Origin of the sequence: Lentzea albidocapillata (assembly GCF_000719115.1) — a bacterium.
GTDB classification, from domain to species: Bacteria; Actinomycetota; Actinomycetes; order Mycobacteriales; family Pseudonocardiaceae; genus Lentzea; species Lentzea albidocapillata.
Map to the genome: position 1 here is coordinate 60,715 of NZ_JOEA01000021.1, position 19,512 is coordinate 80,226.

At 66.9% G+C, this 19,512-nt stretch carries 14 protein-coding genes, 1 tRNA gene and 1 pseudogene; 6 read left to right on the forward strand and 10 right to left on the reverse strand.

The genetic code is table 11. The features are described 5' to 3' along the window. Positions 1 to 71: 71 nt before the first annotated feature. From IG04_RS0131650 to IG04_RS0131675, 6 genes are all read right to left on the reverse strand, one after another. Positions 72 to 899: a GP88 family protein gene (locus IG04_RS0131650; RefSeq protein WP_030480405.1), complete on the reverse strand. Its 828-nt coding sequence runs from the start codon at positions 897 to 899 to the stop codon at positions 72 to 74. A 48-nt stretch (positions 900 to 947) separates the two neighbouring features. Then, on the reverse strand, positions 948 to 2,786 hold the full coding sequence (locus IG04_RS0131655; protein ID WP_051771083.1) for a VirB4 family type IV secretion system protein: 1,839 nt from the start codon (positions 2,784 to 2,786) through the stop codon (positions 948 to 950). Continuing rightward, positions 2,786 to 3,970: a PrgI family protein gene (locus IG04_RS0131660; RefSeq protein WP_030480407.1), complete on the reverse strand. Its 1,185-nt coding sequence runs from the start codon at positions 3,968 to 3,970 to the stop codon at positions 2,786 to 2,788. Before IG04_RS0131660 ends, IG04_RS0131655 begins: the two co-directional genes overlap by 1 nt. Next, the gene (locus tag IG04_RS44785; RefSeq protein ID WP_063758342.1) at positions 3,967 to 5,457 is read right to left on the reverse strand and encodes a TrbL/VirB6 family protein; all 1,491 of its coding nucleotides are present in this window, start codon (positions 5,455 to 5,457) and stop codon (positions 3,967 to 3,969) included. Before IG04_RS44785 ends, IG04_RS0131660 begins: the two co-directional genes overlap by 4 nt. A 503-nt stretch (positions 5,458 to 5,960) precedes the next feature. Beyond that, positions 5,961 to 6,323, reverse strand: a complete 363-nt coding sequence (locus tag IG04_RS0131670; protein ID WP_030480409.1) for a pilin — start codon at positions 6,321 to 6,323, stop codon at positions 5,961 to 5,963. A gap of 131 nt (positions 6,324 to 6,454) precedes the next feature. Beyond that, on the reverse strand, positions 6,455 to 7,432 hold the full coding sequence (locus IG04_RS0131675) for a hypothetical protein (protein ID WP_030480410.1): 978 nt from the start codon (positions 7,430 to 7,432) through the stop codon (positions 6,455 to 6,457). A 495-nt stretch (positions 7,433 to 7,927) separates the two neighbouring features. On the opposite strand from IG04_RS0131675, the gene IG04_RS0131680 reads away from it, so the two are divergent. Genes IG04_RS0131680 through IG04_RS45700 form a run of 3 tightly spaced genes read left to right on the forward strand, consistent with a single transcriptional unit; the run spans position 7,928 to position 10,642 of the window. Continuing rightward, positions 7,928 to 8,911 carry a hypothetical protein gene (locus tag IG04_RS0131680; protein WP_084402175.1) on the forward strand — a complete coding sequence of 328 codons (984 nt, stop codon included), beginning with the start codon at positions 7,928 to 7,930 and terminating at the stop codon, positions 8,909 to 8,911. Next, complete coding sequence (locus IG04_RS0131685) at positions 8,904 to 9,848, forward strand: DNA methyltransferase (protein WP_051771084.1); 945 nt, start codon at positions 8,904 to 8,906, stop codon at positions 9,846 to 9,848. Before IG04_RS0131680 ends, IG04_RS0131685 begins: the two co-directional genes overlap by 8 nt. Continuing rightward, positions 9,845 to 10,642, forward strand: a complete 798-nt coding sequence (locus tag IG04_RS45700; protein WP_159460524.1) for a recombinase family protein — start codon at positions 9,845 to 9,847, stop codon at positions 10,640 to 10,642. Before IG04_RS0131685 ends, IG04_RS45700 begins: the two co-directional genes overlap by 4 nt. A gap of 36 nt (positions 10,643 to 10,678) precedes the next feature. Here IG04_RS45700 and IG04_RS0131695 read toward each other — a convergent pair whose 3' ends face one another. Next, positions 10,679 to 10,993 (reverse strand): helix-turn-helix domain-containing protein, encoded by a 315-nt coding sequence (locus IG04_RS0131695; protein ID WP_245816721.1) that lies wholly within the window; start codon positions 10,991 to 10,993, stop codon positions 10,679 to 10,681. A 208-nt stretch (positions 10,994 to 11,201) separates the two neighbouring features. Here IG04_RS0131695 and IG04_RS0131700 point away from each other — a divergent pair, with 208 nt between their 5' ends. Both IG04_RS0131700 and IG04_RS49005 read left to right on the forward strand, forming a co-directional pair. Then, positions 11,202 to 11,672, forward strand: coding sequence for a hypothetical protein (locus tag IG04_RS0131700; RefSeq protein ID WP_144065713.1), 471 nt, complete (start codon positions 11,202 to 11,204; stop codon positions 11,670 to 11,672). A gap of 141 nt (positions 11,673 to 11,813) precedes the next feature. After that, a pseudogene (locus IG04_RS49005) lies at positions 11,814 to 12,827 on the forward strand (recombinase family protein); the annotation flags it as partial. 66 nt (positions 12,828 to 12,893) lie between these two features. Here IG04_RS49005 and IG04_RS44790 read toward each other — a convergent pair. Together IG04_RS44790 and IG04_RS0131715 are read right to left on the reverse strand one after the other, a co-directional pair. Continuing rightward, complete coding sequence (locus tag IG04_RS44790) at positions 12,894 to 13,646, reverse strand: hypothetical protein (RefSeq protein WP_084402178.1); 753 nt, start codon at positions 13,644 to 13,646, stop codon at positions 12,894 to 12,896. A gap of 19 nt (positions 13,647 to 13,665) precedes the next feature. Further along, a tRNA-Arg gene (locus IG04_RS0131715) sits at positions 13,666 to 13,737 on the reverse strand. A 150-nt stretch (positions 13,738 to 13,887) separates the two neighbouring features. Between IG04_RS0131715 and IG04_RS0131720 the strand changes: the two genes are divergently transcribed. Next, on the forward strand, positions 13,888 to 14,796 hold the full coding sequence (locus tag IG04_RS0131720; protein ID WP_030480418.1) for a cation diffusion facilitator family transporter: 909 nt from the start codon (positions 13,888 to 13,890) through the stop codon (positions 14,794 to 14,796). 262 nt (positions 14,797 to 15,058) lie between these two features. On the opposite strand, the gene IG04_RS0131725 is transcribed toward IG04_RS0131720, so the two are convergent. Then, positions 15,059 to 19,297, reverse strand: a complete 4,239-nt coding sequence (locus IG04_RS0131725; RefSeq protein ID WP_030480419.1) for a GH92 family glycosyl hydrolase — start codon at positions 19,295 to 19,297, stop codon at positions 15,059 to 15,061. Between the last annotated feature and the right edge of the window lie 215 nt (positions 19,298 to 19,512).

Here is a 19,512-nt window from a genome sequence, read left to right on the forward strand (position 1 = left end):
CGGTGATTATCCAAGACATTGGGTTCCTCCCAATGGAAGAAGCGACAATGGACGGCCTGCGCGGCGACACGTCAGGCGGCGTGCGACTGGTCGACCTGGACCGCGGAGCCTTGCGAGTCGGGGCGCGTGTTGTCGACGGCGAGGCGCAGGTGCCGACGATCCCGGCGTGCGTTGCGCTCGGCGTCGATCTCGGCCTGCCATTCGGAGAACCGGCGCCCCGCCAACCGCTTGAGGTACGTGGGAATGCGGTTGGCCGGAACACCCACCAGCCGTGGTCCGAGCACCGCGAGCAGATCGCTGGCCTCCTGGGAGGCCCATCCAGCCGCCGCGATAGCGGCCTCGTTCGGGAACACATCCGCCAGGCGATCGGCAGCCGGATTCAGGGCAGCATCCTGTGTCCCGCCATACGAAAAGACCCACAGGAAGTTCGGCGGTGGATTTGGCTCGACGAGCCTGCGAAATCTCTCGACCTCCTTGCTGTAGGCGTAGAAGTTGGTGTCTGACCGAGCTCGGCAGATGCGCATCCACGCCTCGAGATACGCGTCGGAGAAGAAGTCGCCTGCGTCGTGGATCCTGATCCAGGCGCCGCGGAACTTGGCTGCGCCCAGTTCAGAGACCATGGCGGTCTCCCAGCCAGCCATGTCATCGAGGACGAAGGCGAGGTTCGAGTGGTGTTTGGCGCGCACGACCGGCCATGTGTAGGTGCCATGGCGGGCGTAGCAAGCCTGCGCGCAGACTCCCGCGCTCGGACAGGTGTTGTAGGTGCGGCCGTCCGGCAGGCGCCCAGCCCAGGCGGGCAACGACCAGTTCCACACGCCGATCTGGCGCATCTCGCGGTTCTGTGTGAGAAGCCGGCTCGGGCGGCGATTCGTTGCAGGAATGGGCAGTGGTGCAGACATGGGTGTCCCCTGGGTGCGATTCGGTGGATGCGGCTTGGCGCGGTGCTGTCAGGCGGCGTCGAGTTCGACGAAGGCGTTCGCGATTCCTGACGATTCGTCGGAATACTCGACGGTTTCTGAGGGACTAGACGTCACCAGGTAGTGCTCGGCGGGGGATGCGATGGCCTGGAAGGCCACACGCTGGGTCCCGGTCGACAACAGCCCCTGACCGCGGTCGGCGGAGAGCAGGAACTGCCTCTCGCCCATGGACAGGTCGAAGGTGCGGGTGATCTCGTCGATCGCTTGCGAGGCTTGCCGTAGCAGAATCTGCGTAGCGGCGTTGGCCACCACGGCTTTGCCGAGATCCGAGCCCAGCACGTCGGCGGTGTCCTGCGTGGCGACAGTGAGGCCGGCCCAGTGCTTCCTCGAGGCCTTGGCCATGCGGAACAGGAACTCGGCTCCGGCGGGCTCCTTCATGAGCAGCCACGCTTCGTCGACCACAACGAGACGTGGTCGACGGATGGCGGGATTGCTGACCTGCCGCCACACCGCATCCAGCGTGAGCAGGGTGCCGATGGGCTTGAGCTCGTCGGCGAGGTCCCTCAGTGAGAACACCACCAGGTGCCCCTCGGGATGCGTCGAGGTCGGTCCCGAGAACAGGCTGGAGAACGCGCCGGTGACATACGGGTGCAGCCGGGCCGCCAGCTCGACCCCAGCCGCGTTCCCGGTCTCGGCAAGGATCTCGGTTAGGTTGGCGAGCAGCGGCGCCGGGCGGGTCCACGTGCGTGGGTCGGAGGTAATGCCGACCCTCTGGTAGGTTGCGGTGATGGCTCGGTCCAGCGCTCCCCGTTCAGTCGCAGCGAGCTCGCTGCCCAGCAACACTGAGATGACGGTGTGCAGGAACAGTGATCGGCGGACGAGGGCGTCACGGGGCGCGGTGCGACGACCGTCCGGGCGGGTGTGGATCGGCAGATCCATCGGGTTGAGCCGGACGTGCTCGGCGCCGAGGTGGACGTAGGTGCCGCCGACCGCGTTGGCGAGGCGGGCGTACTCGTCTTCCGGGTCGATGACTTGGATCTCGATTCCGCGGTACAGCGACCGCAGCAGCTCGAGCTTGACCAAGTACGACTTGCCCGCGCCGGAGCGGCCGAGGATCACCGAGTTGTGGTTGTCCAAGGCGAACCGGTCGTGGTGCACGAGCCCTTGGGAACCGACGTTGAAGCCGTAGAGCACCCCGCTGGGGGCGCCGACGGAAGTCGGGTCCGGTGGTGGCAAATCCGGCGAGGTGAACGGGAACGCCGCGCTCAACGCCGAAGTGTCGAATGTGCGGCGCATCCCGACCAAATCCAGGCCCATCGGCAGGGTAGTGATCCAGCCTTGCAGGCTGCGGTACGTGGTCGGCTTGGCGTCCAGCAGCAGCGACGCCGCCAACGCCCGGACCGCAGCGACCTCGTCACCAAGAGCCTCTTCGGTCGGAGCGTGGACCGTGAGATAGAGGCCGAATCGGTAGAGCTTGCCTTCGCCACGGGCGACCCGAGCGGACAGGTCGTAGGCATCCTCGGTAGCGGCTTCGACTTGTGGGTCGAGCAGCCGGCCCTTGTCACTTGTGTGGCGCCGTCCGGACTCCAGTTTGGACAGTTGCTTCTTCAGGCGGCTCGCTGCCGTGACCGGGTCGATCGGCTCGACGTGTAGCGACACGTCGACCCTGCCTGGGTAGGTGAGCAGGGGCTGGAGCCACCCCGGATGCACCTCGCGGGGGTAGCCGGTAATCGCGAACGAGGCGACCCAGTCACCCCCGACCTCCAGTGATCGAGGACGGATCGAGATGGCGTCCGGAGTGAACGCTCCAGCTCGTCCGGGCACCGGTCCGGCAGGCGAGCGACGTGCGCGGCGCGTGGACTTGCTCATCATCGGCCGTACCTCCCCTCGAAGTCGTCGCGGTCGTCCGTGTCGTCCCACTCGTCATCTACTTCGTCCGGGGCATGCTCTGTGGCGGCGGGGACGGGGCGGCCGAACGCGCTGGGGTTCCAGGTCTCCTCGGGTGCAGTGGTGATGACTTCGTCCGACGCGGCCAGTGCCCTGGACGGTGGGATCAGTGAGTCGGGGTTGCAGGCAGCGGCCAGCACTGCGGTGGCCTGCCCGGCATCCAGGGGAGTCACGGTGATCCCGGTCGGGGACAGCAGCTCGACTGCTTCCCCGAGCCGTCGCACCAGTCGTGCTTCGGCAGCGCGCCGCGCGGCGTCGTCGACCGGACTCGCTTGCTTGGCGGCTTTACGCCGCGAAGTGAAGGCGGTCAGCGGCGAGGCACCGCCAAGCCCGTCGGTCGGCGTGGTGGCGTGCAGCGGTTCGCGGAGGATGAGCAGCACCTGGCGACGCAGTAGATCGGTCGCCCGGCGGAGCTGATCGAGGTAGTCGGCGTGCTCGCGTGCCGCCGCCTCGAGCGCCGGGTGTGGCAGGCCGCCGGCCTGCTCGCGGAGTTCGGCGATCTGCCCGGACAGGTCGAGTCGTTCGGTGCGCACCAGCACCTGTACCGGGGCGGTGAGGCTGTGCAGGTACCGGCCGAACGAGGCCACGAGACTCTCTTGCTCGGTGGGCGTGCGCAGCCCGAAGTTGACCGTCGAGCAGACGGCGACTACGGCAACGCCGTCGTTGCCGAGGTCGATGACGCCCGTCGTGCTGACCGCCTCGGCCGGCAGTCGCAACGCGGTCGGCGAGACCGATGCCGCAGCACCCAGGCCGCCACGATCCGTGCTGTTGACGGCGTGGGTGGTGAGCCACTCCGGGGCGGGCTGGATCCCTTCCGGCGCGGCCACCCGGTGCTTCGGGCTCAGCTGCTGGCGCAGCGCCGCGAGGGCCAGCTGGTCCAGCGACAGCCCGTCACGCTGCCCGAGGGCGAGCACGGCGGCCGATGCGCCAACCGGGATCGCGATGGCTAGAAACACCGGCAGCGGAACGAATGACCGCGTGGCAAGGTAGACGCCGTAGAGCACCAGCCCGACGACAGCGAGGATGGCCACCTGGCGCGCCGTGAGGTTGCCCAGCACGCGGTCCTCGCGATCGACGTCGGCGGGAATCCGGACAGGTTGGCTCATGGCCGCCCACCCCTTTCGGATGTGTCGTTACCTGGTGTGGGCGGCCGCGAGGGCGCCTGGAACTGCACGGGTGCTGGGGTGTGGGACCGAGCTCGTCGACCGTGGCCGCCGAGATCGGGAACGGCCTGCCGGAACACCGTCGGCGCGGGCGCACCGGTGGCCCGCATTGGCGCCACCTGCGGCGTGGGGGCAGCTGGACGGAACTGCAACTCGGCAGGAACGGCCGCGATGCGTAGCCGGGGCGGTGCAGTAGCGGCGGAGCCGGCCGCCCGCTTGGCAGACCGGAACGCAGGCACGCTGGGACGGCCTATCGGTCGCGCCAGCGGTTCGGCCCGGCCGGACACAGGAGTTGGCGGGCGGAACTCTGGTTCCACCGTGCTGCCCAACGGGTTCCAGCTCGCGATGTCGTGAGTGGGTGTCTGTGGCGCGGCCTGCTGGAAGCGCAAGTGCTGCTGGCCGGACACGGTGTGTCGCTGTGCAAGCTCGCGTGCCCGCTGTTGCTGGAGGCGCCTTGCGATCGCCTCGGGGGTGTAGATGCCTCCGACGCCGCCCCACTCCCGGATCGGCGCGGGCCACCGCGGCTCGGACGCTGACCGGCCACCAGCGCCACCAGATGCGGTTGCCACAGCGGTCCGCGTGGCGAGCCGGCGTCCACCGAGCAGGCCCATGGTCTTGCCGAAGACGAACGCAGACGCCAGACCGCCCACGAACGATCGCCGCCCGCCACCGATCCGGACCTGGTGCATAACCCAGGTCGGGATCTTCACCAGAATCCACACCAGGGCGATCAGGACGATGAGATTGATGAACCCGTCCGGACTGGGCATGCCGAAGAACGTGAAACCGCCAGGCTGCAGGAAGACCTTCAGGGCACAGATCAGCGCCAGGCTCTGTCCAATCTGGATGCCGAGCACGCCCGCACCGGCACGCCAGAACCACTGTGCAACGCCTTCGGTCTGCGGCAGACCATGACACATCAGCGCAAGGGGTGCGCCGGCGAGCAGAAGCACTGTGAGCGCGACCCGCACGACGTAGCCGATGAGCAGTCCGACCAGCAGGATGGTCAGCACCAGCGACAGGAACCCGGCAAACATGCCGCCGTCGAGCAGAGATCGCGCCACCATGGCGACGAACAGCTCGCTGATCGCTTGGCCGGAGGTCTGCGGGTCGAGGCTGTCGCCGAGGACTGCGACCGAGGCGGCGTTGGCGAAGCGGATGGCCTGGTCGCCGAGGAACAGGCTCAGGTTCGCGGCCAGAAATCCGATGACGATGCGGGGCACGATCTCCCGGATCGAGTAGTGAGACTGCACGCTCCCGTGACTCATCACGACGATTCCGGCGACGAGGACGAGCAGCGAGTAGACAGCCACCATGAACAGTCGGGATTGCTCCCAGATCTCGCCGATCCGCGGTAGCTGGTCCAACGTCGGTGTGGACAGCAACGTGCTGCCGACGAAGCGCAACAGCATGTTGAGCGACTCGCCCACCAGGCGGTTGATGAACGCGTTGATGCCTTCGCCGACACATGCTGTCGGGTTGGTGAAACCGCACTCCCCACCGGACGATCCGGTCGAAGGAAGACTCGGGGGAGGTGCCGTCGGCGACGTCGACGGCGAGGCGGTCGGTTGCGGCAGGCAACCCGGCGGGACTGGCTGGCCGGACTGCGGTGGTGGGCATACCAGAGACGTGGTCGGAGTTGGTGTGCTCGGCCGACACGGCGCAGGAGGCTGGGTACCCGAGCACGGGTCAACCGTCGTCGACGGCGTGGGCGCGCTCGGAGTGGTCGGTTGCGCCGACGCGGTCAGCGTGAACGCGCAGCCAAGGACGACCAGCAGTCCGGCGAGCAGCATCCACACCGCACGCTGCCGACGACGACCAGACCGATCGGCGGTCCGCCGATCGGCGACGGCCGACGCACCCTGCGACACAGGGCTCGTGCCCGACAGGGTGTGCTCGGCGCTGGGGATGGTGCGGTGGATGCCCGTCATCGCTAGGCCCCCACGAATCCTTTGAGGACCTCGATGACGAGCGGCGTCAGCAGCGCGCCCAGGTAGCCCCAGCAGGCTGACCGGAACGCCGTCTTCGCCTTCTCGATCTCGCCCGGGTCCCCGGCCCCGGTCATCCGCCGCACGAACGCGATGGACAGAAAGACCGTCGCGAGGGCTGCCAGGATGCCCATGATCCAGTTCCGGATGTTGGCCAGCACCTGGTCCACAGACGCGACCAGTGCCACCGTGTGAATGGTCTCGGCTTGTGCGGAGGACGCCGCCAGCAGGAACGCGAGAACCAGCAACTGGCTGGCGAACAGAAGAAGCCGGGACCGGCGCGGACGCTGACCGCGATGGTCAGACATCGGAGTGCTGTCTGGCGATGTGCACTCGACCTCAGTGACCGCGGTCGGTGCGACGGCCATCGTCGGCGAGATCGAGCAACAACTGGTTCGGCGTGCGTGTGGCCGGTCGGCCACGTTGGCCGTGAGCGAAATCAGGCGCATGGGGTCACCTCGGAGGGTCGGGCTGAACGCGGGTGTGTCCCGCAGCTCTGAACTCCGGATTTCGCGTCCGTTTTGGACACGCGACCCTGAACTTTCTCCGCGAATTCGACGTCAGACATGGATACGGATAGTGACGATCGCGGCGTGTCACGGTTGGGCGTGACCGGGCGCGCTAGTGCCACCGCGGTCGCCACCTGGTCGGTCAGCGGGTCGGTTGGATCGCTGTCGATGGCGCAGTCGCGCAGGTAGGCCGCGAGCCGGAGCTCAGCGCGTTTGCGCGTCTTGTAGACCGCCCACTCGTTGAGCTGGTGCTGCGCGGCCCAGTCCGCGACCGGCACCTCGTCCAGCCGCGTCGCGCCGATCAACGCGGCCTCGGTCTGGGTCAGGACTCCGTCCGCGACCGCGCGCGCAAGGACGAGATCGGGGTGACCCCACGGCGCGTGCGGCGGGGTAGAACGGAAGCCAGGCGCGACCGGAGTCGGACCCGACAACGCCTCCGTGAGCGCGTCGTAGCCGGACCGATACGCGGCCCACCGCAGCCGGAGCATGATCCGCGGCGGACGCAGATCGATCGTCGACAATGCGGTGAGGAAGCCGCGCAGAACCTCGGCGTGTACATCGGCTGGATCACCGGCGAAGCGGTTGGACAGCATCGCCGCGACGGACGTCAGCGCTGGCAGCGCTACCCCGACTGCGGCGACCGTCCAGGTCGCTCCTTCAGTGCGGGAGCGCAGTACCAGATGCGCCCACACCGCGTCCCGCGTCGCCTGCGGGCACCGGCGCGCCAGCAGCCGGTCGCGCACCTCGTCCAGCGGGATGTATCGATCAGGCAGACCCGGAAAGAGCCTTCCGTTCAGCGACACCGGATGTGGCCCGGTCACCAGCCAGGTAAAGGTGTCCCGTGCAATATCGAGCGAGTTCGGCGCGGCGTCGTCGCCGCGGTGGCGGAAAACGGGTTGTGCTGCCATGACGTGTCTCCTGGAGCGTTGATAGGAACAACGTCCCCAGGAAGCCACACCGGATACCACGGAAATACCACGCCACTACTAGGTTTCAACTAGAAAGGGCTCCAGAAGCTACTACGTCACTACTATTTTGGTCCGCGCGGGCAGCTTGCCAAGATCCACAAAACGATCGTCCCTTCCAACAATGTCGCGACGTTCTAGTAGTCTCTGATCTGCCGTTATATGCGTGGCCTAGTAGCGGCCTGGTAGGCCGATGGCGGTACGGGTGCTCGCCACTCAAGATCCACTGCAAGTCGACGGAAAAATCTTGAAGAAATCTGACCACAGTGGGCACATGAGATGGTCATGCGTAGGCCGGCAGCACATCGCCGTCATGGTGTGGATGTCGCCGGGAAGAAGAGTTCAAAGAAGTGAGATACGCATGTCCAAAACCGGGTCGAAAAACGGAGTTAAGGGGTGTCAGAACACGCAGCATCGACCAGTCAGAGGAGACCTGCGATGCCCCCGACAAACGGTGCCGACTCCACGGGAGATCAGTCCCAAGCGCAGGACTCGATCGACACGCCGACCGTGCCGATCGCGCTGCCGCGGAAGCGGCGAGCCGACCATCGACGGCGCCTGCACCTCACCCTCCGCCGCCCCCGGCCGAGCACCGTTTGGCCGTGTGCTCAAGATGAGTTGCGCGAAGGTACCGGGCTGATCGCCCAGTGGCTCCTGACCGTGGTCATCAAGATCGTCACCACCTACAGCCAACCCGGCCACCGTGTGCTGCTGCTCGACCCGGCACCGTTCTCCGCCCCGCCCGCCTCGGCGTCCGCGACCGGCGTCCTCAACCGGTCTCACCGCGGTTCCTATGTCGGTCTCCTCGAAGCCTGCTGGCCCGTGGTCCGACTCGGCCGCAGCGTGCAGAGCCACGCCGTCGTCACACACCCGAACCGCATCGACGACACCCCCGTCGACACCCCGGCCGAGTCGGAGTCCGGACCCCGACTACCCGCCGTCGGTCCGTCCACCGACCACTCCGCCACACCGCCGTCCGACCATCGCCTCGGTTCGGACCCGGAGGCGACCGGACACCAGTCGGACCGCTTCGACCTCATCATCACCGCGGCCGAGCCGGGCACTCTGGACTACCTCCGCCCTACGGACTGGGCCAGTCTGCTAACCCCGACCGGCACTCTCGCTGTCATCACCCATGGTGACCGTTCCACCGGTCTGCTCAACGACCCCGCCGGACCACTCGTGCGCGCCGCACGTCATGCCGGGCTCAGCTACACCGACCGCATCGCAGTGCTGCGCGTGCCCGTGCGCGACGGCGCGTTGACCGTCGCAAGCCCGGCCGTGCACGACCGCTCGCAGGCCTCGACGAGGCCGCCGACAGTCCCCATCCGGCACATCCAGGTACACGACGACCTGCTTGTCTTCAGTCGCCACGCCGCCCCGCGCGATGCCGCCGACGGCGAGGAGACCTCCGATGCCTGAGCGTCCCGCAACGCCGTCGTGGTTCCCGTCGACGCCGGGGGAGGAGCCGCCGGACCCGCCGCTGTCCGTCTGGCCAACCGGCCAGCGTGACCTCGCCACACAGCTGCGCGACGCCGACTGTGTGCGCGGCACGGACATCGACACCGACCTGATCCCACCCGCGATCGCCGCCCACGCGATCGCCACCTATACCCGCCCCGGCGACCTCGTCCTGGACCCCGACTGCGGAGCGGGATCCGTCCTCGTGGCGGCGTTGCAGTCTGGCCGCCACGCGCTTGGCCTGACGGCCAACTCCCGGTGGTGGAAGCTCGCCCGAGCCAACATCACCGCCGCCAAGGCCGCTGGCGCCTGGCGTGACGGGTCCGTCCTTGACGCCCATCCGAAGGTGCTGGCGACCATCCACGCCGCCGGACTCATCGGGCGAGTCGGACTTGTCCTGACCGCCGTGCGCACCGCGACCGACGACTCCGGCGAGCACGCGACCGGTCCGGACCACGACCCCATCGCGGCCGTCGAAGAACTCGCCGCGACGCTGGCCTACTGCGAGCCGCTGCTGCGTTCCGGCGGTCATCTCGTCGTCGTCGCCCGACCCCACCGACAGCCGGACGGCTCCCTGGTCGATCTGACCACCGCACTGATCGCGGCCGGCACCTCCGCTGGGCTGGCCCCGGTCGACCGATGCGTCGCGCTCACCGCAGGACTTCGCGGCAACCGGCTCGTCACGCGCGCCTCGCTCGCCGACCGGCGCGCCGTCGCTCGAGCCACCGGAGCGGCCCTCGCACTCACCGCGCACCACGAGGCGCTCGTGTTCCAGCTCGCTCACGACGCCGAACTCGCCGCCGCGGCAGCCGACAGTCACTGGCCGACCGAGGACGAGATCGCTACCCGACCCGCCGTCAACGGCGTCGATTACCCCGGCTGGAGGCGAGCGGCATGACCACTCGCCTGTACTGCCGCGAGTGCGGCTGGCACCCCACATTCCGCCGCAAGCGCACGGCACTGCGCGCCGCGGCCCGTCACAATTGCGTCGGTACACCGGTGGCCGAGACCATCCGCCCCTGGTGGACACAACTGTGGACAACCTTGTGGACAGGTCGGCCGGACGACGCTCCCGAGACTATCGACGACTCGACGGACAACGGCGCGCCCGGTACCGGCGAGCTGCGTGATGCCCTCGGCAACCGCATCCACTGGGCCGTACTCGCCGCGCACCACGCCGAGACCACCCGCCGGTCAAGGCAGGCGATGGTCGAACTGGTCCGTGCCGGCTACCAGATCGGACCACCGCCCTACGGCTACCGCGCCCTGCGCATCCGAGTCACCGACCCAACTGGGCACAGCAAGCTGCGTGCGGTTCTCGTTCCGGACTGGCGGACCGCCGCAGTCGTCAAGCAGATCTTCAGCTGGCGCACAGACCACGGACTGAAGTTCGCCGCCATCGCTGAGCGGCTCAACCACGACCTATGCCAGTACCCGGCGCCGGTGCCCAACGGGCGGTGGAGTGTGAAGGCCGTCCGGCGCATCGTCACCAACGTCAAGTACACCGGGCGCCAGGTCTGGGCCCGCACGGCCGCTGGTCGCCCGCTGCCTGTGGAGCAGTGGGTCACGTCGGCGCCGAAGGTGCACGAGCCGCTGGTCGACGAGCGCATCTTCCGCCGGGCGCAGCCAGGCGCTGCCGAATCCTCGACGAGCGTTGTCGACCCGGCCGATAGCCGGCGGAGTGCGGCATGACCATCCACCGGTGGAGCATTGCCGCTGAGGCCTCGTTCACCGGCTACGCGGTGACGATCGCGTCTCGCCGCGGGACTTGGTGTCGTCCAGTTCGGCGAGCGAGACGTCGTGCGGTATGTCGATCCCGAACAGTTCGTTCGGCGTGCACTGCAACGTCGTGCACAGCGCCTCTAGCGTTGCCACCTTCACCTGGACCGGCTGCTTCTTGACGAGGTCGGAAACCGACTGGAGCGAGATCTCGAACCCGGCGCGCTCGATGAGGAGCTCGCGAAGCGCCGTTGCGGTCCAGACATCGCGGGTGGCCATGACCTTCCGCAGCCGCCACTCGATCTGCACCTGCTGCCGCCCCATGTTCGTCGCCCGCCGGCTCTCGGCATCGCCTTCAACGTTGTCCAGTCTCCCTGACGGCTGAACGAGGTTGATCGCCGTATGCCCGGCGTGTTTGACGGTCGATGCACGCGAACAGGTAGCGCTTGACCAGCTCAAGCAAAACTAGAGCTGCTAAGGTGCTACCTTATCTCTGGAGTTGCGAGGCCCGCCTGCGGCGAATGGAGTTGAGATGAACCGAGCCATCGGCTCAGAACTTGCCGGCATGCGCCTCGCCTTCTGGGGTTACACCAACAGGCTGGATGCCTGTGCAACCTTGGACCTGGCGCGACAGTTGCGCCGATGCGAAGACGCTCTCAGCGGGCGTGCCAACATCAATAGGTTCTTCTACGAGATGCCCGTAGCGGTTGACGGCCGAGTGGCTCAAGCCGTCCGCGACGTTGGTGGTCCTTCGCACTGCGACGGCGGTTGGGATGCTCTAGCGGCCGCGCTGCCTGCCGTCGGCCGCGGCTTCGAGGCGATCATCTGCACGAGCGTGGACCGCATCAGTCGCAGCGCCAGCCGATTCTTCTTGAGGGAGCAACTCGCCTCAGCTCACGACGTCGCGCTTCTTACAGCTGACGAATCAACGCTCGAACTCTGCTTCGCGCCCGTTTCGGACGTCGCGACCTTCTGCCGAGCAGTGCGGTGCACCAGTGGATGACGCAAGCGAACAGGATCAGAAGTCCGGGCGCTTCAGCTCGGACGAGGTGCCCGAGATGGTCTTCGAGATCCGACTTGCCGACGGCGCTGAAGCGGAACAGCTCCGATTGGAACAAGCGCGAGTGCTGCGGGAGGTGACCGAGTGGGTGGCCCAGAAGCGATCCGAGAATGGGCAGGGTCGCGCCGCGTAGATCGCGCCCATCCGCTCTCGGATCCAGCCGCGCACGCTGAACCCTCGTTCATTCGCGTTGCATTCGTCGGGCGGACCTCGACTTACGACCAGCAGGACCCGACCCTGTCGATCCCTCGGCAACTGCGGACGTGCCACGGCGCGCTGCCGGACAACGCGGTAATCGTCGCGCACTTCTACGACATCGAGTCCGGTCGCAAGGACCTCGCCGACCGCGGGCGCGGCAACGCGCACGAGCTGTTCCAGATTCCGGTCCCTCGGGACGGAGGTATTCAGGACCTGCTCGACGAGGCTGTTCGGCCAGACCGTCGCTTCGACGTTGTGATCGCCGAGGACATCTCTCGTGTGAGTCGCCGGTCGTACACCTCGACGGAGATCGAGCACCGGCTGGAAACGGCCGGCGTCATGCTCGTCTGCGCCGACGAACCGTTCCGCCTCGACGCCAAGGGACGCCGCGCCAAGACCTCGACCCAGGTCCTGACGCGGAGGGTCAAACAGGGTGTGGCCGAGTGGTACGTCATCGAGATGCTCGGCAAGGCGTGGGACGGCTTCGAGACCCACACCGAGCAGGGCTACAACGTCGGCAAGGCCTGCTACGGCTACCTCGCGAACAAGATCCCGCACCCTGTACCCGCCAAGCGGGCCAAAGGCCTCAAGAAGACTCGGCTGGAGCTTCACCCGGTCGAAGGCCCGGTCGTCCGGAAGTCCTTCGGCTGGCGGGTCGCGGAACGGCTCGGCTACCAAGCCATCGCCGACCGCCTCAACGAGGACCTCGTCACGAATCCTCCGCCGACCCCGGTCGACCCGGACAACGCCGTCGGCATGTGGACCTACTCGAACGTCCGCGACATGCTGACCAATCCGAAGCACACCGGGCACATGGTCTGGAACCGCCGGGCTCGGAAGGGTGGCGGCAAGAACCGGATGAACCCAGTCTCCGAATGGGTCTGGTCGCCCGACCCGACTCACGAGGCGAACATCGACCTGGAGACCTTCGTTCAAGCTCAGCAGGTCGCTGAACAACGAGAGCGGTCACGCACCGCGAGTAAGAACCGTGATCCGCAGGCCAAGCGGACATACAGGCTGCGCAGCTACATCTTCTGCGTGCTCTGCAAGCGTCGCCTCTACGGCAAGACGAAGCACCAGCACGCTTATTACGTCTGCGCGCCGAAGAAGGCTTGGGTCCCGGAGGGGCACCCTCCCTCGACCTACTGGGTTCGCGAGGAAAGCATGTTGGACGGGCTCACGGCTTTCCTCGCGAACCAGGTCTTCGGTCGGTACCGGCGCCAACTGCTGTCCGCCAGCCTCAAGGAGCTCGACGAGAACGCGAAGAAGGATCGCAAGACCAAGATCACCGCGCTGCGCCGAGCGATCACCGAGGCTGAGACCAAGCGGAAGAACCTCGTCCGCAACCTGGAGCTGACCGATGTCGACCAGGACTTCGTTCGAGACGTCAACGAGCGAAGAGCAGAGCTTCAAGGCGAGATCGAGGGGCTGCGTGCCCAGCTGGCCAAGGCGGAGGACGAGGTGCAGCAGGCGTCCAACCCAGGTCTGGTCGACTTCCTGCCCGTCACGCAGGTCGAGCTGACAGAGCTGCCGGACGAACTCTCGCGGAAGCTGTTCGAGGCACTCCGGCTGGAGATCCACTACGACTACGTGTCCCGTAGCGCCACCTGCCGGGTGACGCTCCTCGGCGACACGATCGAGGCCGTCTCGAAGACCACTCAAGAGGCGGTCGTCATCCCGTTCCCAAAGCAGAAAGGTCCCACCATGGATGATCTCCACGGCGGGACCGTCTGTGTAGTGCCCCCGGCAGGATTCGAACCTGCGCTCCCGCCTCCGGAGGGCGGTGCTCTATCCCCTGAGCTACGGGGGCCGTAGCTATGTGGAAGATCCTAGCGCACTCGCGCGACCAAGTTTCACACCTACCCCCGGTAGTACCCGGAGCGTGGCCTCCGTCACCAAGACCCCTGGTGAGGAATACTTCGGATTGCACTCATGCGCATGTCGCTATATGTTCCGAAGCATGGGTCATGGCCACGGACACGGATCGGCGTCGGCGAGCGGGCAGCACGCCGGCAAGCTGTGGATCGCGTTCGGCATCGGCGCGGTCTTCATGGTGGTGGAGTTCGTCGTCGGGTTCGCGACGTCCTCGCTCGCCTTGATCTCCGATGCCGCGCACATGCTCACCGACGTGCTCGGGGTCGGTATGGCCCTGGCCGCGATCATGGTCGCCCGGAGGGCCAAGGCCGGGAAGAACCGCACGTTCGGCTTCTACCGGGCCGAGGTGCTGGCCGCGCTGGCCAACGCCGTGCTGCTCTTCGGGGTGGCCGGGTACGTGATCTTCGAGGCGGTCGGCCGGTTCCAGGACCCGCCCAGCGTGCCGGGGTGGCCGGTCCTCATCGCCGCGACGCTGGGGCTTGCTGCGAACCTCGTGTCCTTCAGCGTCCTCAAGGAGGGCGCGAAGGACAGCATCAACGTCCGGGGCGCGTACCTCGAGGTGCTGGCCGACCTCATCGGGTCGGTGGGTGTGCTCATCTCCGCGGTGGTCACGATCACCACGAGCTGGAAGTATGCGGACCCGATCATGGGTGTGCTGATCGGTGTGTGGGTGCTGCCGCGGACGTACAGCCTCGCCAAGAACGCGCTGCACATCCTGTTCCAGCACGCGCCGGAGCGGCTGGACGTGACGGAGATGCAGGCGGCCCTTACGCAGATTCCCGGTGTGGCCGAGGCGCACGACCTGCATGTTTGGACGCTCACCAGCGGTATGGAGGTGGCTTCGGCTCACCTCACGACCGCGGAGGAGGCCGATCACGAGAACGTGCTCAAGGCCGCGCAGTCGTTGCTGGCGACCAAGTACCACATCGAGCACGCGACGCTGCAGGTCGAGGGCGGCACGTCAGCGCAGCGGTGCCGGGAGCTTTCGTGGTGAGCCGGGCAGGTCGCGGATACCGTCCTTAGTGGACTGCGCGCCGGTCCGTGACGGAACGATCGGGCGCCTGGGCTGCGGTACCGCCACCCACACACGGCCTCGTTCGAACGGCACCACAACAGCCTCCCCAGTCACCGCGTGCGAACTGCCAAGATTTCATCGAAGTATGTCTGAAAGGGATAGATCCTTTCAGGTGAACGGGAAAGGCCGCGTTCCGTGACGGAACGCGGCCCTTCTCGTCTGCATGAAGGTCAGTTAGGCATTACAGCCCAGCGCACTGTCCTGCCTTCGGACCCTTCACGTCGTTCGCGAAGCCGTTGTTCGACGGCGCCGGGTCGTTGCCCGTGCAGGACAGCGGCCCGCCGACCGAGGTGGCCGCCACGACCGACCTGGTCTTGTTCGACGTCAGTGACACAGGGCCACCGACCACGGAGTTCTCCACCGCGACTTCCGACGAAGAACCGTGCACCGTCACCGGGCCGCCGACCTTCGCGCCGACCAGCACGACGGAGGCCGCGTCCGTCGCCGACAGCGGGCCCTTGATCTCGCCGCCGAAGACGAACAGCGTCGCACCGCGAGCAACGGTCACCGGGCCGCTGATCGTGGCACCGTCCACATAGGTCACGCCCTTGACCTCCAGCGGACCGTTGACCGTGCCTGTCACCGTGGTGGTGGCGGCCGGCAGCGGCTTCGACATCAGCTCGAACTCGGCCAGCGTCACGTCGCCGGAGAACTCCAGCCGGTAGAAGCTGTACCGGCCCGGCGAGGCGATCTTGAACGACCGGGTGTACTGCTGCCACTGGAAGTTCTCACCGGAGCGCTTGTCGACCGTCGACCACGTCTTGCCGTCGTAGGAGCCCTTCAGCTCCCACGCCGACGGCGAGGTGCCCGTCTTGCCGTTGGTCAGCGTGTAGAACTCCGCTTTCTCCTTGGCGTCCGCGGCCTTGAAGTCGAACGAGCGAACCACCGCGGAGGTCGAGGAGTTGTTGTCCACCAAAGCACCAACTGCAACGCCCGAGGCCACATCCCGCAGAGGGGTCGGGACCGCGTCACCGGTGGTGATCGACTCCGGCACGTCGTTGACGCCCGTGCCCCAGGCGGAAGGCTTGGGGCCCATGTCGAAGTCGATCGTGGCGCCGGCCGAGAGCAGGTCGTGCGGCAGCGACGTCTTGTTCCACGCCTTGCCGTTGACCTTCACGCCCTGCACGTAGATGTTCTTGGCGTTGTTCTTCGGCGCGTTGATGACGAGCTTTTTGCCGTTCTCCAGCTTCACGGTCGCCTTGGTGAACAGCGGCGAACCGATCGCGTAGGCCGGCTTGCCCATCTGCAGCGGGTAGAAGCCCAGCGACGAGAACAGGTGCCACGCGGACATCTCGCCGTTGTCCTCGTCACCGGCGTAGCCCTGGCCCTGCTCCGAGCCCACGTACAGGCGTGACAGGATCTCGCGCACCTTCTCCTGCGTGCGCGAGGGCTTGCCCGCGTAGTTGTACATGTAGGCGATGTGGTGCGACGGCTGGTTGGAGTGGCCGTACTGGCCCATCCGCACGTCCCGCGCCTCGATCATCTCGTGGATCACGCCGCCGTAGCCGCCGGGGAACTTCGCGGTCTCCGGCAGGGTGAAGAACGAGTCGAGCTTCTGCGCCAGCTTGTCCCGCCCGCCGTACAGGTTCGCGAGACCCTGCCCGTCGTGCGGCACCGTGAACGCCATGTTCCAGCCGTTCGTCTCGGTGTAGTCGTAACGCCAGTCCTGCGGGTTGTACTTCGCCGGGTCCTCGACGCGCCACGAGCCGTCGACGTTGCGTCCCTGGAAGAAGTCGATCCGCTTGTCGAACGTCAGCACGTAGTTCTGGGCACGGTTGAGGAAGTACTCGTGTTCGTCCAAGTACCGCTTCTCGCCGGTCTTCTCGTGCAACGCCTTCGCCATCGACGCGATGCCGAAGTCGTTGAGGTAGCCCTCGATCGCCCACGACCACGCCTCGTGCAGCTGGTCGTTGCCGGTCCAGCCGAGGAAGATCGACCGGTCCATGCCCTTGCGGCCGACGTTGTTGCTCGGCGGCACGACGGACGCGTTCTTCACCGCGGCGTCGTAGGCCGCCTTGATGTCGAAGTTCGAGACGCCCTTCAGGTACGCGTCCGCGAACGCCACGTCGGAGCTCGTGCCGGTCATCAGATCCGCGTAGCCGGGGGAGGACCAGCGCGAGATCCAGCCGCCGTCCTTGTACTGCTGGACGAAGCCCTCGGCCATCTCGCCCGCCTTGGACGGCGTGAAGAGGCTGTAGGCGGGCCAGGTCGTGCGGTAGGTGTCCCAGAACCCGTTGTTGACGTAGACCTTGCCGTCGACGATCTTCGCGCCGGTCTTCGTCGGCGTGCTCTCACCGACCGGCGGCGACACCGGGGACGCGTACTGGATCTTGTCGCCGACCTTCTCGAAGCCCGAGTTCGGGTAGAGGTAGAGCCGGTACATGTTGGAGTACAGCGTGATCAGCTGCTCTTCGGACGCGCCCTCGACCGAGATGATGCCGAGGATCTTGTCCCACTCGGCCTGCGCGCGGTCGCGCACCGAGTCGAACGTGTCGGAGCCGCTGACCTCCTGCGCGAGGTTGGCGCGAGCCTGGTCGACCGAGATCAGCGAGGTGGCGATCCGCAGCTCGACGGTCTTGTCGCCGAACGAGAAGTAGCCACCCACGTTGTCACGGCCCGCGCCGGTGAGCCGGCCGCTCGCCGTGACCGCCTTGTCGACCTTGCCGTAGACGAACAGGCGGGTCGCGCCGGTGGAGAGGCCGCTCTTGACGTCCGAGTAGCCCGTGACCACACCGCTGGCGGCGTCGAGGGTGACACCACCGAGGTTGTTCACGTTGTCGAACACGAGGTTCTTCTGGCCCTCGTCGGTGAACGTGAACCGGAAGACCGCCGCGTGGTCTGTCGGCGCGATCTCGGTCTTCATGCCGTTCTCGAAGGTCACGCCGTAGTAGTGCGCCTTCGCGACCTCGTTGTCGTGCCTGAACGGCAGTGCCCGTAGCGCCCGGTCCTGGGTCGGTGCCTTGTCCGACGGCATGACCTGGAACGTCTGGCGGTCACCCATCCACGGGCTGGGCTCGTGGGACGTCGTGAACGCCTGCAGCGTCGGCAGGTTCTGCGCGTTGTTGCGCTGCTGGTACTCGTACAGCCAGCTCTGCGAACCCGCGTTGGTCATCGGGGTCCAGAAGTTGAAGCCGTGCGGCACCGCGGTCGCCGGGAAGTTGTTGCCACGCGAGAACGAGCCGTTCGAGTTCGTGCCACGCGTGGTCAGCACGTAGTCGGAAGGCTTCGCGTACTGCTTCGTGACGACGTCGCCGATGCGGATGTCGTCGTACCAGGCACCGAACTCCGTCGGGCCCTTGGGACCGTCGTAGGCGACCAGGATCCGCTTGATCGTCTTGCCGGCCGCGACGGCGCCGATCGTGGACGCCACCTTGTTCCATTGGTTGGCGTACAGGAACTTGCCCGCGCCCTGGCCCTGCGGCGACAGCGTCGCGCCGTGCTGGTCGGCCGCCTTGAGGTCGCTCAGGTACGTGCCGTCGGAGAACGCGAGGTCCACCGACGAGTACGTGCTCGGGTAGTTCAGGTTGTCGGTCACGAAGTCGGGGAAGATCATGTACGACAGCTCGGTCTTGGCGTTGACCGGGACGTCGACGTCGAAGACCTTGTTGTAGCTGTACGCGCGGCCCTCGGTCGTGTGCTTGCCCTGGGCGCGGAACGCCTTCACGCCCGTCCAGCCGGCACGGCCCTTGGCGGTGTAACCACCCGTGGGGCCGGCGCCGACGACGCTGCGCATGTTCGGCGCGGGCGGGTTCGTGGAACCGTCGGAGAGCTGGACCTCGGCGAGCTGCACGATGTTCGTGGAGCCGTTGTTCAGCGTGATGTCGAGCTTGTACCAGGTGAACGCCGCCGGCGAGGCGATGTCGTAGGTCTTGGTCTGGAAGCGCTCGGGGAACGTCTCACCGGTCCGGGTGTCGAGCACGGTCCAGTCGGTGCCGTTGTTCGAGCCCTGCAGCGTCCAGTTCTTCGGGTCGCGCTCCGGGGAGTCGTTGGCCGAGGAGAGCGCGTACTTCTTGATCGTCTTGGCGCCCGCCTTGGTGAAGTCGAACGTCGCCCAGCCCGTGGTGGCGAAGACCAGCCACTTGGAGTTCACGTTGAGGTCGTTGAGATTGGCCGCGACCTCGTTCGACCCGGCGTTCTCGCCGTTCGCCTGCACCTCGGCCAGGTCGGCGACGTTGCCGGGGATGCCGCTCGAGCCGTCCGAGCCGATCACGCCCGCGGACTTCGGGTTGCCCGCCGCGTCGGTCTCGACGGTGTTGGACCACGACGGTTGAGGTTGACCGTCCTCAAAGGACGACGAAAAACCCACTCCTGGCTCCTCTGGTGCGGCGGCCGCGTAGCCGTTGGTGACGCCACACACCAGTGTCGCAGTGATCGCGACGCTCAACAGAGTTCTGGTTCGTCTCTTCCCCAGTTGCCTCATTGCAACCCTTCCGCCGCCTGGCCTGGCCCTTTGGGAGGGGACTTTTTCTGGCACGTGACATCGTTGTCAAGGGAGCGGACGGGAATTGTCGCGCAACCTGTCTCCTCGACAGTTGCGCGCGACATGAGCCGAGCAAGATCTGGAGCCGGGAGGTGAGTGGGCGCAAGCCGCCAGAGGTGCACCGGCGGCTGGGATCGCTCTCACGGATGTCGGCT